Origin of the sequence: Bradyrhizobium stylosanthis, assembly GCF_001641335.1 — a bacterium.
Taxonomy (GTDB): Bacteria; Pseudomonadota; Alphaproteobacteria; order Rhizobiales; family Xanthobacteraceae; genus Bradyrhizobium; species Bradyrhizobium stylosanthis.
Window position 1 is genome coordinate 1 of record NZ_LVEM01000012.1, and the last position, 16,560, is coordinate 16,560.

The 16,560-nt window shown below is 63.3% G+C and carries 11 protein-coding genes; 5 read left to right on the plus strand and 6 right to left on the minus strand.

The genetic code is table 11. The features are described from left to right. Together A7X65_RS39995 and A7X65_RS40000 are read right to left on the minus strand one after the other, a co-directional pair. Window positions 1-3,258, minus strand: a 3,258-nt coding sequence (locus A7X65_RS39995) for an Ig-like domain-containing protein (protein ID WP_156528463.1), incomplete at its 3' end; no start/stop codon positions are given. Window positions 3,259-3,294: 36 nt separating this feature from the next. Continuing rightward, on the minus strand, window positions 3,295-3,684 hold the full coding sequence (locus A7X65_RS40000; RefSeq protein ID WP_063694909.1) for a hypothetical protein: 390 nt from the start codon (window positions 3,682-3,684) through the stop codon (window positions 3,295-3,297). 801 nt (window positions 3,685-4,485) lie between these two features. On the opposite strand from A7X65_RS40000, the gene A7X65_RS40005 reads away from it, so the two are divergent. After that, entirely contained in the window at window positions 4,486-5,001 is a 516-nt protein-coding gene (locus A7X65_RS40005; protein WP_063694910.1) for a ParB N-terminal domain-containing protein, read from the plus strand. A 587-nt stretch (window positions 5,002-5,588) separates the two neighbouring features. Then, window positions 5,589-6,161 (plus strand): hypothetical protein, encoded by a 573-nt coding sequence (locus A7X65_RS41270; RefSeq protein ID WP_082885260.1) that lies wholly within the window; start codon window positions 5,589-5,591, stop codon window positions 6,159-6,161. Between the two features lie 82 nt (window positions 6,162-6,243). Here the strand turns inward: A7X65_RS41270 and A7X65_RS40015 are convergent, their stop codons facing one another. After that, a complete protein-coding gene (locus tag A7X65_RS40015) occupies window positions 6,244-7,269 on the minus strand; it encodes a glycoside hydrolase family 5 protein (RefSeq protein WP_063694911.1) in 1,026 nt (341 codons plus the stop codon). Between the two features lie 20 nt (window positions 7,270-7,289). Continuing rightward, window positions 7,290-8,576, minus strand: coding sequence for an O-antigen ligase family protein (locus A7X65_RS40020; protein ID WP_063694912.1), 1,287 nt, complete (start codon window positions 8,574-8,576; stop codon window positions 7,290-7,292). A gap of 228 nt (window positions 8,577-8,804) precedes the next feature. On the opposite strand from A7X65_RS40020, the gene A7X65_RS40025 reads away from it, so the two are divergent. Further along, window positions 8,805-9,941 carry a GNAT family N-acetyltransferase gene (locus A7X65_RS40025; RefSeq protein WP_063694913.1) on the plus strand — a complete coding sequence of 379 codons (1,137 nt, stop codon included), beginning with the start codon at window positions 8,805-8,807 and terminating at the stop codon, window positions 9,939-9,941. A 28-nt stretch (window positions 9,942-9,969) separates the two neighbouring features. Here A7X65_RS40025 and A7X65_RS40030 read toward each other — a convergent pair whose 3' ends face one another. After that, the gene (locus A7X65_RS40030) at window positions 9,970-11,193 is read right to left on the minus strand and encodes an FAD-dependent oxidoreductase (protein ID WP_063694914.1); all 1,224 of its coding nucleotides are present in this window, start codon (window positions 11,191-11,193) and stop codon (window positions 9,970-9,972) included. Between the two features lie 423 nt (window positions 11,194-11,616). Between A7X65_RS40030 and A7X65_RS40035 the strand changes: the two genes are divergently transcribed. After that, window positions 11,617-12,963 carry a lipopolysaccharide biosynthesis protein gene (locus tag A7X65_RS40035; protein WP_063694915.1) on the plus strand — a complete coding sequence of 449 codons (1,347 nt, stop codon included), beginning with the start codon at window positions 11,617-11,619 and terminating at the stop codon, window positions 12,961-12,963. A gap of 7 nt (window positions 12,964-12,970) precedes the next feature. Here A7X65_RS40035 and A7X65_RS40040 read toward each other — a convergent pair whose 3' ends face one another. Further along, window positions 12,971-15,070, minus strand: coding sequence for a GumC family protein (locus A7X65_RS40040; protein ID WP_063694916.1), 2,100 nt, complete (start codon window positions 15,068-15,070; stop codon window positions 12,971-12,973). Window positions 15,071-15,347: 277 nt separating this feature from the next. Here A7X65_RS40040 and A7X65_RS40045 point away from each other — a divergent pair, with 277 nt between their 5' ends. Then, entirely contained in the window at window positions 15,348-16,538 is a 1,191-nt protein-coding gene (locus A7X65_RS40045) for a glycosyltransferase family 4 protein (protein ID WP_063694917.1), read from the plus strand. Window positions 16,539-16,560 lie beyond the last annotated feature (22 nt).

Here is a 16,560-nt window from a genome sequence, read left to right on the forward strand (position 1 = left end):
GTTGCCGGCGGCGTCCGTCACCTGGGCGCGGTACTTGTAGCTTCCGTCCGCCAGGTTGCTCTGCGCCGAAGTGGTCGTCGTCCAGTTGGAGCCGCCGTCGGTCGAGATCTGGTAGACGACCGCCGTCGCGGTCGCATCCGCCGTCCCGGCAAGGCTCAGGTCGAACGTCTTGTCCGTCGAGACAAGGTCCGAGCCGGACGTGCCACTGTCGATGTAGTTGGCCAGCGACAGCGTCCCCGCCGTCGGCGCAGTGGTGTCGACCACCACCGTGACCACATTGCTGGTAGAGCTGTTGCCGGCGGCGTCCGTCACCTGGGCGCGGTACTTGTAACTTCCGTCCGCCAGGTTGCTCTGCGCCGAAGTGGTCGTCGTCCAGTTGGAGCCGCCGTCGGTCGAGATCTGGTAGACGACCGCCGTCGCGGTCGCATCCGCCGTCCCGGCAAGGCTCAGGTCGAACGTCTTGTCCGTCGAGACAAGGTCCGAGCCGGACGTGCCRCTGTCGGTGTAGTTGGCCAGCGACAGCGTCCCCGCCGTCGGCGCAGTGGTGTCGACCACCACCGTGACCACGTTGCTGGTCGCGCTGTTGCCGGCGGCATCCGTCACCTGGGCGCGGTACTTGTAACTTCCGTCCGCCAGGTTGCTCTGCGCCGAACTCGTCGTCGTCCAGTTGGAGCCGCCGTCGGTCGAGATCTGGTAGACGACCGCCGTCGCGGTCGCATCCGACGTCCCGGCAAGGCTCAGGTCGAACGTCTTGTCCGTCGAGACAAGGTCCGAGCCGGACGTGCCACTGTCGGTGTAATTGGCCAGCGACAGCGTGCCCGCCGTCGGTGTGGTGGTATCGACGGTCACCGTGAAGCTGGCCGAGGCCGCGCTCTGGTTGCCGGCTGCGTCCGTCGCCCTTGCCGTCAAGGTGTGACTGCCCTCGCTCAGGGCCGAGATCGTAATCCCCGAGAATGTGCCGCCCGCCGCAGTACCCGTCCCCAGGACCGTCGTGCCGTCGGTGTCGTAGATCGTCACCGTGCTGCCGGCTTCTGCCGTGCCGCCGAACGTCAAGGTCGTGTCGTTGGTAACCCCGTTGTTCGCGATGGTGCCAAGGACCGGCGACACGTTGTCAAAGGCTGATGTGATCGACGGCGCATTGGGCGCCGCGGTGTCTTCCGTCACCGTGAAGCTGTTGGTCGAGACCGCGCTCTGATTGCCTGCCGCATCGGTGACGCGCGCCGTGATCGTATAGGTGGTGCCGTTGCTCAGCGTCCCGGTCTGCACATTGGCAAAGCCGGCGGTGATGTCGCCGCTCGTGATGGTATAGCTGCTGCCGAGCTGACTGGCCGTTCCGGTGCCGTTGTAGAGCTGGATCGTGTCGCCCGCGACCGCACCCGTGCTGCCGAGGCTTACTTTCACCGTCAGGTCGGTGTCGTTGGTCGAACCGCCGCTGGTCAGCGCTCCCGTCACCGGAGTCGCGTCATCCGTCACCGCTGAGATCGAGGGCACTGACGGAGCCGTGGTGTCGACCTTGAAGCTGGCATTGTCGGCCACGCTGACCGACGTAATCGTCGCGTTGTTGCCCGCCGCGTCCTTGATCGTTCCGCCGTTCAAACTCAGCGCATTGGAATCGATACTGATGCCATTCGAATCCGTCTGGCCAGCCAGGATCGTATAGGTGAAGACCAGGGCGCCAGTGCCGGAGCCGGACGAATAGCTGGCCTGGACCGTCGTTCCGCCGATGTTCAGCGCGAGCTGAGGCGTTCCGGTGACCGTCACATTCTCACTGAAATTGACGGTGACACTGACCACGTCGCCCGCGTTCAGCGTGCTGTTCTGGATCCCGGTCGCGCCGGTGATCACCTCGCTGCTGATCGTCGGCGCGGTGGTATCGACCTTGAAGTTGGCGTTATCGGCCACGCTGGTTGCAGTGATCGTCGCGTTATTGCCCGCCGCATCCTTGATTGTGCCGCCGTTCAAGCTCAGCGCATTGGTATCGATGCTGATGCCGTTCGAATCCGTCTGGCCGGCCAGGATCGTGTAAGTGAAGACCAGGGCGCCGGTGCCGGAACCGGACGAATAGCTGGCCTGGACCGCCGTGCCGCCGATGTTCAGCGCGAGCTGGGGCGTGCCTGTGACCGTCACATTCTCGCTGAAATTAACGGTGATGCTGACCACGTCGCCCGCGTTCAGCGTGCTATTCTGGATACCGGTCGCACCGGTGATCGCCTCACTGCTGATCGTCGGCGCGACAGTGTCCAACGTCTCAGTCAAAGAGCTGTCAGCCGCTGTCCCGCTCGTGACCGCAGCGCCGCCGCTACCTGTCTTGTGAAAATTGAATTGGGACGCAGTTGGGTAGGTTTTGAACGTACCCGTGTAACCGCCAGAATTGGCACCATCCGTGGCGTTCGACCCTTGATAAATGTCGATCTCGATAGATCCTTGATAGGACCCGAGCGCGCCGGACGGGATCGTTGCCGTGGTGCCGCTTGTCGTCGTGTACCAATAGAGCAGATTGCCTGATCCATCCTTGATCAGAATGAGAGCATTGGTGCCGTTGGCGCCCGTGTTGGTCAGCGAATAGCTGAACGCGTATCCACTTTGGATTTCGGCCGCAGTTAGAAAACTGTCCGAGCCCCCGCTAACGGAAAAATTGGTGACTCCCATCACGGATGCGTATTGCGCGATCCCTTCATGGGTGAGCGGCGCACGAGAATCCTCGATGTCAAGGCGCCACACCCCTCCTCTTTCTTCTGAACCGATCAGCGCAGCGGTTGCCCCAACGACCTTCCCTGAAACACTCCCGACGGCCTCAACGAACTCCAGACCAGAATTTCCCTCCGCCACCTGGCACGACCAGAGGTTCAAGGTCGCATCAATACGCCCGGCCGCGCCAACGCGCGAAAGGTCTTCTGCTTGCTCCTGAACGTTTCGGAGGGACAACGCTCCGCTTGAGAAACTCACCTCGCCCGGCCGCCCATGTGCAATCACGTGGATCGCGTCGAACAGCCCCTCCCGTCCCTGAACCGCGCGCGCCATCTGCCTTGGCGCGGGTTCGTGGTCATTCAGCAAAACCGCCTCGACGTCCGGCCGCATGCCCCCAAGCAGCGTTTGCAGGTCATCAATGCCGGGATCGATGAAGGCGATCTCGCGCTTGGTGAGGCATACGGTCATGGACGTGGTCTCCACTTCAAAGGAGGATGCATGGGCGGTGTCGTCGACCGTGATCTGCGAAAGGTCCGGCTTGGTCGCTTTAGGAGCGTGACGAGTGGCCATCGGGGCTGCCCTGCAAATGGATTGATCGGGAAAATGTCAGGAATGACTGGTCGAGATCGCTGCCAGGCGTGACAGCAATTCCAGCGGATCTGGCTTGGACGCCAAATCCTGTGGCGGCTGCTCGGCCGGCGTAGGAGCGGCCTTGCCCGTGGGCGACGACGCGGCTTTGGGCTCGGTCCGATCCTGCTGCGGCGCGCGTCCCGCGCCGGGCGGACTGCGTCCGGCGAAGGCTTCGAAAGCTTGAAGCGAGTCGTGAGGGTCGTGCGCGAGCGTGACCTGCGGCTCTACCGCGAGGCCGGATGCGGCAGCTTGCGAGGAAGGCCGGGCAAGATCGCGCAGTCTCGATTCAAGATCGGACCAGTCGCGCCTGGTCTTTGCCGGACCGTTTGCCGATAATTCGTTCGGATCAAAATGAATGCGACCCAACGCTCAACTCCCTGGCGTCCTTGTCGACGCAGGAGAGGCGCAAAAGCGCAGATCCGAAATCACTCCACGAAAATCGTCGCGAGCCCGCTTCAAATCGATCGGGCGCATGCGGCCAGGAGCAGTTACCGCCTCCTAAAATCTGCTCAATGGCAATTAACGCGAAATAACTCCGAAAGCCCTGTTTCACCCCTGCCCGCTTCGTGTCCGGCCCCGCACAGCGGACACGTCGCAACGACCTGTTGTAAAAAAATTCAGCGATTAAAGACGATCAAAGACTTCTTGGTGGGGATTGCCTTCCGCCCGAGCCGACAGCCGATAATGCGTGAAGCCGGCGCGGGCGCGTAACGATCCCTTAACTAATTAACGAGCAATCTGCCGCAAATTCGCGCGCTCGTCCATACGCTTGGCAGCTACTTTTGTTTAACTATTAACTTGTTTAGGGTGGCCTTTTCACAAAGGACGTCGGCCTAAAGCGCTTCAAACCCGCGTTTTTACGGGAGTTCCGCCTCGTCGCGGCCACCGTCGACAAGGAGCGGGATTAAACCGGACCAAGCAGGATTTTACGGCTCACCGCTCAGGTCGCCCCTGCGCTCCCGGTCCCGGACCGCCGCAGCGCACCGAGCCTCCGGCAGGAACTTTTCAGCACGTCGGCTCGCCGGTCTCGAGGCGCTGTCCGCGCCCCCTTTGGGTGACGCAGCGCGGATGGAAACTGGTTGCTTCACGTGCCTGCTCACTCCTAGGATAGCCGCACGCCCTCGCCTCTCCGCGCGGCGACGGAATCAGGGTGCCGGAGCAAGAGCCATGTCCAAAGCGGAAAGCTTGCCGATCGACAAAATCCGCGTTCCGACCAAGAGCAGAAAGACGCTCGAGCCCGGACGCGTTCAAACGATCGCGGAAAGCATGCTTGACATCGGACAGCAAGTTCCTGTCTTTGTTCGCCCCGAAGACGATCGTTTCGTTCTGGTCGACGGATTGCATCGGCTCGAGGCCTGCAAGGCACTTGGCGAACTGTCCGTCATTGCCGTCGTGGTCACGGCAGAGAGCCCTCAGCACAGGAAGCTGCTGTCCGACAGCACCGAACTGGAAGCCGAGCGCAACAAGATGGCCCGGCTGAAGCAGCTTCGACTCGAGAGAGAAGCCGTCGCAGCCATCGCGGCTGCGCCGGCAAAATCCGGCTTGAATCGACAACCTGAACGAAACACTGGGGCCAAACCGGCCACGTCCTCGACGCGAACCAGCCGAACGGCAGCGGCAGCCAGACCGAAATCCCTGTCGCAATGGATCGCTCAACAGAAAAGCGACGGCAGCCGCTATTGACCCTTCGACGCGCCGTCCGGGCGCCGACTGGCCGGCCCCGAAGCGCCTGCGGCCTGTTGGCGCAGCCCGCGAATTGCTCGAAGCAGTTCCAGTCGCAGATCAACCCCTATAGATGTAATCCTCCCCCTCCGGTCGCCTGACCGAGCGTAAAGATCGTCAAAAAGATAAACGCCAGATCCATTTCCGGACGCCGTTTTCGGGGCCGGGACGAAGGCGACCGCCCAGTCACCTCGACGCAAGGCGATTTCAGTCACCCACCATTACGAGCGTTTACCAGCAACGTTTCCGGGGACTAGCAAATTCAACCGATTGGCCATACCCTTTGGCGTCAGCATTGGCTGAACGATGGCAACGCGCGTTACGAATTGGTGCGTCGAAGAGGGCTGGATCAGGCGTACCGAGAATGGCACATTCGCCATCACGGTCGACGGGGTCGATCGGGCTGCATCTGAATATCAGCGCAGGGCGGCAACCAGCCTCATGACCGATCAACGCCGCGCTTAAATTCGACCGCAAGCGTTCTGCGAATTTACGTTCCGCATTTAAGGTTTAACGAGCGAGTGTAGCGTGCGACCACGACGGATGCGATGAACGACAATCCGAATACCTCCTGGCCTGCCTCCATGAACGATGCGCAGGGCGATCTTCCCGAACATTTTAACTGGGGCGCGCTGGCATTGCAGCGACCGCGATCGGTGCCGGCGACCGCAACCGGCCCGGCCTACGCCACGTCGGGGCGACGCGGGCCGGATTTCTGGCCGGGTACTGGACTTGCTTCCGTTCCTGACGAGCCCGGCACGGCGGCGGCAGGCGCGATCGATCCGGCGCCCGAAGCTCCCACTGTGCCGAATGATGCCGGCCCGCTCCGGGACGCAGCCGCAGCAGAGAGGTCCATCGCCATCGATCGCGCTCCACTGCCGCTCGCGCCCCTACGTCGTCCGCCGCTTCCCTTGCCGAAAGACGGCATTCTGCGGCTAGGATTTTCCGATGTCGGTGAACCCAGCGAACCGGGCGAACACCTTTCGCTCTACGGTCCCGTCGACATTACACGAAGCGATCTCGCCGTCTGGCGCGCCTACCCGGAGGCCGTGTTCACGGTCATACAACCGTCGCCCTACGCGAATGCGTCGATCTTCCGGCTTGGGACTTTCGAGGTTTGACGGCTAGGCCCGGGTCTCACCCGGGATCCCCAAAGCAACGTCCCTGCGCAAAACGCCGTCGATCCTCGTCGCTATTGACCAGTCAACGCGACGGCGGGATCAACGCGCGCAGGATGTCCGGCTTCCAGGCCTGGCGGGCGCTGTCGAAGGCCGCAAAATCGTGGTCGAACTGCCAGTAGGCCCATGACCAGCCAAGCTTGTCCGCGCTTCTCGCCATGAAGGACAGATAGCGCGCACGGCTCTCGGACGGCGCGCGCTCGTACACCCCGAACTCGCCGAGATAAACGGGGCGCTTCTCCTTCTCCGCCCACAGACTCATCTTCCTGAAATCGGCCGCCGCCTTCGCTTCGTCGTCCTGCGAACCCCAGTCCAGCGGACCTATCTTCGAGAACGTCCGGGACCACGGCGCGCCCTGATGCGTGAACTGCAACGGCGCGTAATAGTGGAACGTGACGATGAGATTCCTGTCGTCGGCCGGGAGAGTCAGCTCGTCGACCGGATTCGCATCGACATTAAGAACCGCGGCAATGACCGGCCGCACGGGGTTGGTGCGGCGGATGATGCCGAGGCATTCGTTGAGCAGCGAATTCCATTCGGCCGCCGTCATCTGCCCGCCCGGCTCGTTCAGGACCTCGAAGACGAGTTTTGGATATTTCCCGGCGTAGCGCTCGGCGATCTGCCGCCAGAACGATTTGAGCTTCACAGTGCATCCGGCCACGTCGCTCTGGCAGACATGGGTATCGTGCTCGTCGAGGACGGGGATGAGATTGCGGGCGAGCACCTCCTCGACGACGGCATCGAGCCGCCTCAGGACGATCTCATCCAGCACATTCCCCGGCCCCATGAACTTGAAGCCGAAGAAATTGATCCTGACATGCGCGAACCCGGCCTTCCTGATCGTCGTCAGATTGTCGAGGCGGAACGGCGCGTTGTGACCGCCCTCCCAGATCCCGTCATAGCCGAGGATGTTGATGCCGCGCCCCAGTTTCGGCAGCTCGCGCGAGCCGGCCTGCTCGGCCCCATGGGCAGGCAAGCAAAGCGACGCGAGGAGAAAGGCTGCGGCGGCAAGACCAAAGCGTCTCGGCCGACGGGCACGGATGGCGGTCATCTTGCTTCCATTGGTAAGGACTAGAGATCGGGCCGCGGGACGGGCCTGCACGTTGCGAAGAGAAACGCGACCAGAAGCACCGAGGTGAACATCGTCGAGCGCAGGAACGTCGTCTCCGTGAAATTGGTCTGAAAGCTGAGGACGACGAATCCGATGATGAGAGCGCAGTGCGATCGCTCGATCGCGCGCGCGGAAATCAGATGGAGAACCTTGCTCGAGAACAGCAGGACGCTTGCCGCAAACAGCACATAGCCCAAAAATCCCGTCTCGATCAGGATCGCGATGTAGCCGCTGTGATAGTTGTCCAGCACCCAGGTGTGGTTCTGCTCGAAATAATCGTAGATCGAGGGGACGGTCCAGAAGCCGTTGATCCCGAAGCCGAGCAACGGCGCATCGTCGAAATGGCTTATGGCGTAGTGCCAGATCAGGGTTCGCTCGGTAAAATCGATGCTGGCATCGCCGATATGGATGGCGTCATATCCGGTGACATAGAAATAGAGGAACAGGAAGCCGGCCAGGATGCACATAACGAACGGCAGTACTGCATAGACCCTCATGCAGCGGACCGACCACATCGAGGTCACCAGCAGCGCACAGGCCGCCAACGCCACGGCGCCGGCACCGCGCGATTCCGAGGCGAGCACGCAAGTCGACGCCGTGAGAAATACGACGAGGAAGGCAAGCCAGCCCTGCCCCCTCATCTTGCGATAGCAGGCAAGGAACATCAGATAGGCGCCGACGAAACCAAGCGTCTGCTTCGATTCATAGATGCCCTGCCATTGGCCGCTGTGCATCCAGCTGTGGTCGATCCCGATGTCGGGGACAGCGATCGCGAAGAAGGCGGACGCGGCGACCAGGATGAACAGTCCATGTGCCGTCGCCTTGACGATGTCGTCGATGTCGATCCGCGTGACGAGGCAGAACGCACCGAAAGTCGTCATCGCAAGCGCCGCACTCTTCATGAGCGCCGCGACGTTCAGGCTGGACCAGAATACGGAGACGACGGCGAAGCCGTAGAACGCGACCAGCGCGATCAGATCCGGGTTGAACTGCAGACGCAGGCGCGGACGCACGAATGCGCTCGCATAGATCAGGATGCCCCACATCAGGATCGCCACGGCCTGTTGCAGATAGGTCAGCTCGGTCGGCAGCAGCCCGGTGTTCAGAGTACCCATCGACGCAACGACGTTGATGGTGATCGAGCCGCGAATTGCGGTTCTGGCGATCCACTCAATGTCGGGGCTGCGCGTCTTCCAGAACACGCTCTCGAGTGCCCCGGAGTCCACCTCGGTCTGCAGGCTGGCCATGGATCGACCTTCCTTAAGCGCGGTTAATTATTCGCTAGCACACGTGAACCCGCGCCTCCGCGCCCCGGCGGCCACGAGATGTTAAGACCTCGGTAACGATACGCGAGCGGCGCGGAGTATTAATGCAATTCATAGCGCGTCGGTATCTCCACCGTCACTCCCCTGCTATAAACCTCCGCTGCGGCGCGATCGACCATTCCCGAGTGACATGATTTTCCTGGTTAATGCATGAATACGTCTGGCACCACGTTCGATATCGCCGTCGAGCCGGCATTCGACTTTCTGTCGGCGGAATATGCCGAGCTGTTCGGCGCTTCGGCCGCCACTGCGTTCCAGCATCCGCTCTGGCTGCACAGCCTCTACGGCAGACTCGCCTCCTATGCCGGGGCGACGCCGCTGGTCATCGTCGCTCGCCACCGCGCCACGGGCGCGCTCGCCATGGTGCTGCCCCTGCTCCGGATCCGGCGCGGTCCGATACGGACCGTCGAATTCGCAGACTTGCGCGTCTCCGACTATCTTACGCCCGTCTGCAGCCCGCAGGTGTTTGCCGATCTACTCAGGAACAGGGACGCATGCGCGGAGATCCAGCATCTCGTTCGCCCCTTCGACCTGCTCCGGATGGCCAAGCTGCCGGACGGACGGCTTCCGATCGAGAATCTCCTGGGCGCGCCCCGCCGGGTCGCGATGGATAGCAATGCCTATGCGACCGTCCTCATTGCTCCATTCGAGCAATGGCGCGCCAGTGCGCTGGACCGCTCCTATCAGAAAGAGCTCGCGAAGAAATCCCGTCAGCTCCAGAAGAAAGGCGCGCTCAGCTTCTCATGCTGCGACGACAGCGCCTCGGTCCTGGAAGCTCTGGACGTCATGAGGAAATTCCGCGGCCCGCGCTTCCAGTCGCAGGGCGACGGGGACCTGCTGCAGCGGCCTGAATATTACGACTTCTATTCCGACGTGGCGGTTCGCGGTCTCGGCTCGTTCGTGCGGCTCTATGCCATGAAGATGGACGGCGAGGTGATCGCCGCCGTGCTCGGATTGCATCACCGCGACAGCTACCTCGTGATCATGAGCGCCTTCGACATTGCCGGCTACAAGAGCCAGTCGCTGGGCGCGCTGATGTTCGAGCAAGTGGCGAAGGATTGCATCGAGCGCGGGGACCGGATGCTCGACTTCACCATTGGCGACGAGCCGTACAAGAAGCTGTTCGGCGGACAGCCTTCGCCGATGTGGGCGCTCACGCAGGCCGGCAGCACGGCAGGCACTGTTGCCTTGTTCGCGCTGAATCAGGCGCCCTGGCTCAAGCTGGCCGCCAAGCGAATATCCGAGTTCAGGCTGTTGCCGACCGGCACGTCAACGCCGACGCGCTGATCCACGCAAGGCGTGCCGGGCGCGACGCTCAGGCGCGCAGCGCGCTGCGGACCTGTGCCAGCCAGCCCGGCCGCATCTGATCGACCCGATGGGTGATACTGCGCCGCAGGAAGTGTAACCGCCGCCGCACGTCCCAGCTGATGTCATTGCGGGACGTCAGCGCCTGGCGGAAGCGCGCCATCTTCAGCGACTGCTGGTCCGCCGCGATCTTGTCGGGATCCGCATAGAACTGTGATATCTTCTCCGTGCCCATGCCCGCCGTTGCCAGCCAGCGCGGCGCGTATTCGGTGCACAGACGCTCGACATCCACCAGCAGGCGGGCAACGCCGGTGCCTGCGGCAGGACAGTTGGTCTGGAACGCATCGCCGATGAGCACGATTCCAGGCTGGAGATGTCCTTCGACCACGGACAGGTCCATCACCCAATTCTGCACCCGGTCGGTCACGTGGAAATCGCCGAGAAAATTCTGCAATCCCGGCAGCAGCCGCAAGACCGTTGCTTCCGTGTCACGACGCAGTTCGCGCATGACCGGATCGGTCGGATCGCGGAACATGAAGAGGTTGGCGCGCATGCCGGTGCGGACCGGAAACAGGCTCAGATAATCGACACCGTCCGCGGTACGCTCGCCGTAGCAGGTCAGCGCGTCGAAATCGAACGGCGCGCCGTCGCGGCGGGCTATGGTGAAACCGAACGAGACCGAATGGCGCTCGGCCAGCACGCGGCGCCGGATGCCAAGCTTGTAGCCGAGCGCTCCCGCCATGCCCGTCGCCAGCACGACCAGGCGCGCATCGATACGCAGCCCGGAGGCGAGCTCGAGATGCTGGATGTCGTCACTCGCGGTGATTGCCGTGACGTCGTCGACGATCAGAGTTGACGGATCCGGCAACTGGCCGCGCGCCATGGCGACGAGATCGGCATAGGGAAGCCCGTAAGCCTGGCCGACGCTGACGTCGACGACCTTGCCTTCCCTGACATTGAGCACGCGGTCATAGGGGCTCCCGGCTTTCGCGAGAGCATCGATGAAACCGAGCCTGCGGAATATCTCGAGCTGATGACCACCGATCTTCTCGACCCGGAACTCATCGACGGGGACGGCGCGCTTGTCGACCAGAGCGACGCGATGCCCTGCCCGCGCAAGGACGGATGCCGCGAGCGATCCGGCAAGGCCACCGCCGACGATCGCGATATCCGCAGCGATCGTCGAAATATCCTTGGCCGCGTTCGGTTCGGTCACGGTGCTATCCGCCGTCATGGTTTAGGCTCCACAGTTAACGGTGGTTCCAGTGCAATTTTCCCGCCTGATGTCGCATCGGAGGGCCGAGCGCGATCATTTCCGTCAATCGAGGTTAATGAACCGAGCCACTGATCCGACCGAGCGATATCGCGGCATGCGTCTTGCTCAGAATGACCGGGAAAGGCCGGATTCCGGCAGTCCCGTGGTGAAGCGAATGCCTGCATCGCGTCGTAGCGGCGTCATGTCGCTGTTCGGACGAGGCGGCGCTTGCTCTATCTGGGACAACCCGGACGAAGGTGTTTCACCGTGGCGCAGCGGACCTGCCGTTGCGACGTGCGGACTCTGGACACTGCCCATTAACACTCGGGATTTTGCGACATGCTAGGCTGCCACCGATTTCGTAATGCGTACCTTCCGGGGAGAGTTGCCCCTTAAACTTCCATGATCAAATCCATCCTCCAGCTCCTGCGGCGCGATGTAACGCGCGGTGTTGTCGGGACCATCCTGCTCAAGGTTGGTAGCGGCGCGCTGGCGTTTGCGTTGTTCTCGCTGGCGGCGCGGACGATGTCGCCCGACGGGTTCGGTATCTTCGCGACCTGGCTTTCGATCGCGCAGATCGCATCGGTGGTCGGACTGGTCGGCCAGGAATCGCTTCTGGTGCGCTTCCTGAACGAGTATCAGGTGGACAACCGGCCCGATCTCACGAAGGGCGTCCTACTGTCGAGCCTGAAGATCTCCGCCGTCGCGATGGTGATCGCGATCGGCGCCGTCGCCCTCGTGGCGAAGATGCGGGGCGACTGGTGGCTTCTGATCCTCGCCGTATCGGCCTACACCGCCGTGAACGCCGGGCTGATGCTCGGCAGCCAGGTCGCCCGCTCGCTTGTCAGCATCCTGATGGGAGAAGGCAACAGGGAGTTCTTCTGGCGGGTCAGTGTCGTCCTGTTCCTGCTCGTCATGATGACTGGCCACCGGCTGCTCGATCCTGCCGAGCTGATTGCCGTGATGACGATTGCGATGTCGGTGGGCCTCGGAGCGCAGGTCGTGGCGGTTGCCCGGGCGCTTCCTGACTTCCGCAGCACGGCGGCAAGTTCGGAGACGTCGCGCTGGAGATCGAGCGCGCTTCATTTCTGGGTCGCGTCCATCCTGGAGGCGGCCAACCAGTATTTCGACGTCATCCTGGTTTACTGGATGCTCGACCCCGCAACTGCCGGAATCTATTTCGCCGCCTCGCGCCTCGCCAATATCTTCGCGATGCTGTCGGCCGCGTTGTACAGCTTCGGCGCGCGCCGGCTTCCTTCATTGTACTTCAGCAAGAACCACCAGGAGTTCGAACGGACGCTGCGGCTGATGGCGGAAGTCACCGCGCTTTCCGTCGTCGGCGGGCTGCTGCTGATCTGGATCGGCGGCCCGCATCTCCTCAATTTGTTCGGGCCGCATTTCGCCGCACAGCACTGGGTGCTGATCGTGCTCGCGATCGGAACGGCTTTCCAGGCGGCGGGCGGTCCGTCGGCTGCGATCCTGCAACTGACCGGCCACGAGCGCATCTATGTCCCCGTCGTCGCCGCCAACGTGGCGTTGCGGCTGATCGGCTTCCTCGTCCTGATCCCATGGCTCGGCGTGCTTGGCGCCGCGATCTCGGCCACCGTTTCGCTGGCGCTCGCGACCATCGCGCTCAACATCCTCTGCCGGCGGCGAACCGGAGTGGATCCTTCCATCCTCACACTGTTGCGCTTCTCGGCGTGGAAACGCGGTCCCTATCGGGTGCGGGCTGCAGAGCCCGGCGAGTAGGCTCCGATCAACCGGCGAGGCCGAGCACTTCGCCGCGACGCTGCACTGAGGTCCGATCAGCCGGCACATGATTGACGACGATGCCGGTCGGCACGCCACCGAAACGGGAGAGCGCGGCAGTTGCCCGGCGCATGGCAGTTGAATCGACGGCGTCTTCGCGCGCAACCAGAATGACGAGATCAGCATGCGCGGCCAGCGCCGCCGCCTCCGGCTGCAGGGCCAGCGAGGTTGCATGGACGACGACCAGATCGAACTCGGAACGGATATCGTCTGCGGACGGCGGCTCGGGACGCTTGCCGGCGCTCAGGAGCGCATCGACGCTGCGAAAATTCGCGATGGTCGCACCGTCGGCCTGCCCCTTGGCGAGGCCCGTCCCGGCACCGCCGAGATCCGGCTCGACCCGGATCAGGACGCTCAGTCGCCCACTGTTCACCGCCCACCGGTTCAGCGATCTCGCGACGGTGTTACCGCCGGCACGCTTGCCGACCGACAGCACGAGGGCGACCTTGCCTCGGTCTCCCGGCATCTTCTCCAGCCTCTCGAGCACCTGACGCAGATGCGGACCGAGATCGAGCTCGGCCGTTGCTGACACCGGGCCCTGCCAGATGTTTCTGGGGGCATTGCCAGGCAGCAGGTCGGGAATGCGAGCCCATACCGGCGGACGCGGCCACGCCGCGGGCTGGCCCGGCGCCGGATCGGAGGCAGGAACTTCTTCTTCAGCAGGCTCGCCAGATCCGCGCCCGGTCGCGGCGACGACCGCCGTCGACATCAGCAGGGAGCCGATCGCGAGAGCAGCAAGCAGCAGAGGCAGTGGCGGCAGGGTCGAGCGCAGCGGCGGAATGGCCGGCGAGGCCACCTTGGTTTGGGAGCTCTGTAGGAGGCGCTGCTCGTTCGTCGTCTTGGAGCGCGACAGGAACTGCTCGTAGATGTTCCTGTTGGCCTCGGCGTCGCGCTGCAGCTCCTGGAGCTTCACCAGCGCTTGGCCATCGACGAGGAGCTGCGATTCAGCCGCCTTCATCTGGCTTTCGAGCGCCTTCTGCTGATCGCGCTGGGACTCGTATTCCGACTTTGCGGTGTCGATGCCCTTGGCCCGCTCGACCTCGATCTGCCTGTTGAGGTCGTTCAACTGGCCGTACGACATCACGAGATCGGGATGGCGATCGCCGAGCACCGCGCGCTTCTGCGCAATCTGGTCGTTGAGGGCCGAGCGCTGGGCGCGCAGCGCGCTGAGGAGATCCTGTTTGACGGGCGCCTCGACATTGGCCTTCACGTCGCGCTGCGTCTGCTCGTAACGGGCCTTCGCCTCTTCGGTCCGGGCGCGCGCGGCGGCAACCTGCTGCGACAGTTCGGTCACGCGCAATTGCTGGGTCGTGGAATCCTTGCCGGCGTTGACGATGCGGTGCTCGAGCTTGAACGCGGCGACGGCATCCTCCGATGCCTTCAGCCGGTCGCTCAATGTCTTGAGCCGGCTGCTCAGCCAATCCGCAGCCTCGTCGGTCGCCTCGGAGCGGATGCTCTTCTGGCTTGCCACGAAGGCATCGGCGATTGCATTGGCATAATAGGCCGCCCGCTCCGGCCGGTTCGAGGTGAAGCGGATCGCGATGACATAGGTGAGCCCGCGCCGGGAAATATCGAGACGGTTGCGGAACCGCTCGAGCAGGCGCGCCGGGTCGGTGTGTCCCCCGGAGATGTCGTCGTCGTCGCGCACCTTGAGCTGCTCGATCAGCGGCTTGAGAAAGCCGTCGGACTTCGCAACTTCAACCAGGCTCTGCAGCGCGGCGCTGTCCTGCCCGATGCCCGGCAGAACGTCCTGCTCCGTGGTCACGCGCTGCTCGCGGGGATCGACGACGACCAGCGCGGTCGCGGCAAATCGAACGGGAATGACCAGGAGGACGACGGCGCCGAAAGCGAAGATCGCGAGCGCCAGCGTCAGGATGCGGCGCGCGTTGTCGCGAAAAAAGGAGAATGCCCCCGCGGCCGTGAGCAGGCCGCCAAAACGTGCGGCGGTCCCGCGCGCCTCACCGTCCGGCGCAGTCCGGCTCTCCCACGACGCGGCAACACCGGTCGATCCGGATCTTGTCGGGTCTGCACGGCGACCGAACGTCATGGACTTTACTCGGATTCAACTGGCGAACACTGTTCAGTGGCCTCTTCCACCGTAAATATCTATGGTTAATCCGCGGTTACCCGGTTCCTGCGCGAAGGTGACCAATTGGTTAACGGCCAGCGGCGCGCGGGCCTCGATCCAGCGGATTTTCCCGTGAATCTCAGGCCTCCGGCGCGCCGCGCATTAACTCCGTTTGTTGCTAGTCGGTGTCCGCGCGATGCCCGCGTGATAGGTACGGGGTTAAGAAGGTGAATGTTTTATTAGCGGGTCGGAATTCGTGCTCCACTACCAGCCAGGCGCAGAACTGGGCGATGCACCGAAGCTGCCGTCCACGGCAGCGGCACTCGCAAGACCCGCCGGCGGCGCAGCGATGCCGCATGTGCTTCTCGTCCAGACCCAGGCCGAGAATGCCGGCGCCCAGGAGATATCCAGGCTGCTCGGCGCCGGCCTCTCCGCGCGCGGCTACCGCGTCACCAATCTGTTCTTCTTCCGCAAGTCGGCGTCCTTCGACGAGCCGCCGGATACGCTCTATTGCGCATCACACCGGCCGGGCAATCCGGTGGCGCTGCTGCGGATGCTGTGGACGCTCGGCCGTCACATCAGGACCAGCAAGCCCGATGCGGTTCTGACCTTCCAGCATTTCGGCAACGTGATCGGCGCCGGCGTATCCAGCCTCGTCAGCCGCGCACCCGTCGTCGCCAACCAGGTCTCGTCCGCGCTGTCGATGAGCTGGCCCGTCCGCGCCGCCGACATCGCAATGGGCAGCCTCGGCTTCTTCGACCGCATCACGCTCAACTCGAAGGACATGCAGCGCGAATATTCGCGCCACCCCGCGGCGTACCGCTCGCGCATGGTGCATGTCCCGCACGGGTTTGACGTCAAGGCCCTCACTCTTTCCAGGGACGCCGCCCGGCAGAAATTCAACCTGCCGCAGGACCGCATCCTGCTCGGCTGCGCCGCGCGGCTGCACCCGCACAAGCGGCTCGACGCGGCGATCCGCCTGTTGCCGGATCAGCCATCCTGGCATCTTGCGCTGGCCGGCCAGGGCGCCGACGAGGCCCGGCTGCGGCAGCTGGCTGACGAATTGAAGGTATCGGACCGGCTGCATCTGCTCGGCGAAATCACGCCGCGCCGGATGGCGGAGTTCCTCGCCTGTCTCGACCTCTTCGTGTTTCCGACGCAGGCCGAAACCTTCGGCCTCGCTGCGGTCGAGGCCGCAAGCGCCGGCGTTCCCTCCGTCGTCACGGATCTTCCCGTGCTGCGCGAGGTGTTGTCGTTCGAGGGAAAGCCGACGGCGCTGTTCGTCGACGCCTCCGATCACGCGCAGCTGTCGGCGGCCGTGACAAGACTGCTGACTGACAAGCCGCTGAGCGACGAGTTGCGGCAAAACGCGAGAGGCCTGCGATCGCGCTACTCGGTCGACGCGATGGTGGAGGAATACGTTCGAATTCTCGGCCAAATCATTTGACCTGACGGTTGGAAGAATGGGC

Coding starts and splice junctions, on each gene's coding strand:
- A7X65_RS40005 (WP_063694910.1), top strand. CDS start 4,486: ATGTCCAAAGCGGAAAGCTTGCCGATCGACAAAATCCGCGTTCCGACC.
- A7X65_RS41270 (WP_082885260.1), top strand. CDS start 5,589: ATGAACGACAATCCGAATACCTCCTGGCCTGCCTCCATGAACGATGCG.
- A7X65_RS40015 (WP_063694911.1), bottom strand. CDS start 7,269: ATGACCGCCATCCGTGCCCGTCGGCCGAGACGCTTTGGTCTTGCCGCC.
- A7X65_RS40020 (WP_063694912.1), bottom strand. CDS start 8,576: ATGGCCAGCCTGCAGACCGAGGTGGACTCCGGGGCACTCGAGAGCGTG.
- A7X65_RS40025 (WP_063694913.1), top strand. CDS start 8,805: ATGAATACGTCTGGCACCACGTTCGATATCGCCGTCGAGCCGGCATTC.
- A7X65_RS40030 (WP_063694914.1), bottom strand. CDS start 11,193: ATGACGGCGGATAGCACCGTGACCGAACCGAACGCGGCCAAGGATATT.
- A7X65_RS40035 (WP_063694915.1), top strand. CDS start 11,617: ATGATCAAATCCATCCTCCAGCTCCTGCGGCGCGATGTAACGCGCGGT.
- A7X65_RS40040 (WP_063694916.1), bottom strand. CDS start 15,070: ATGACGTTCGGTCGCCGTGCAGACCCGACAAGATCCGGATCGACCGGT.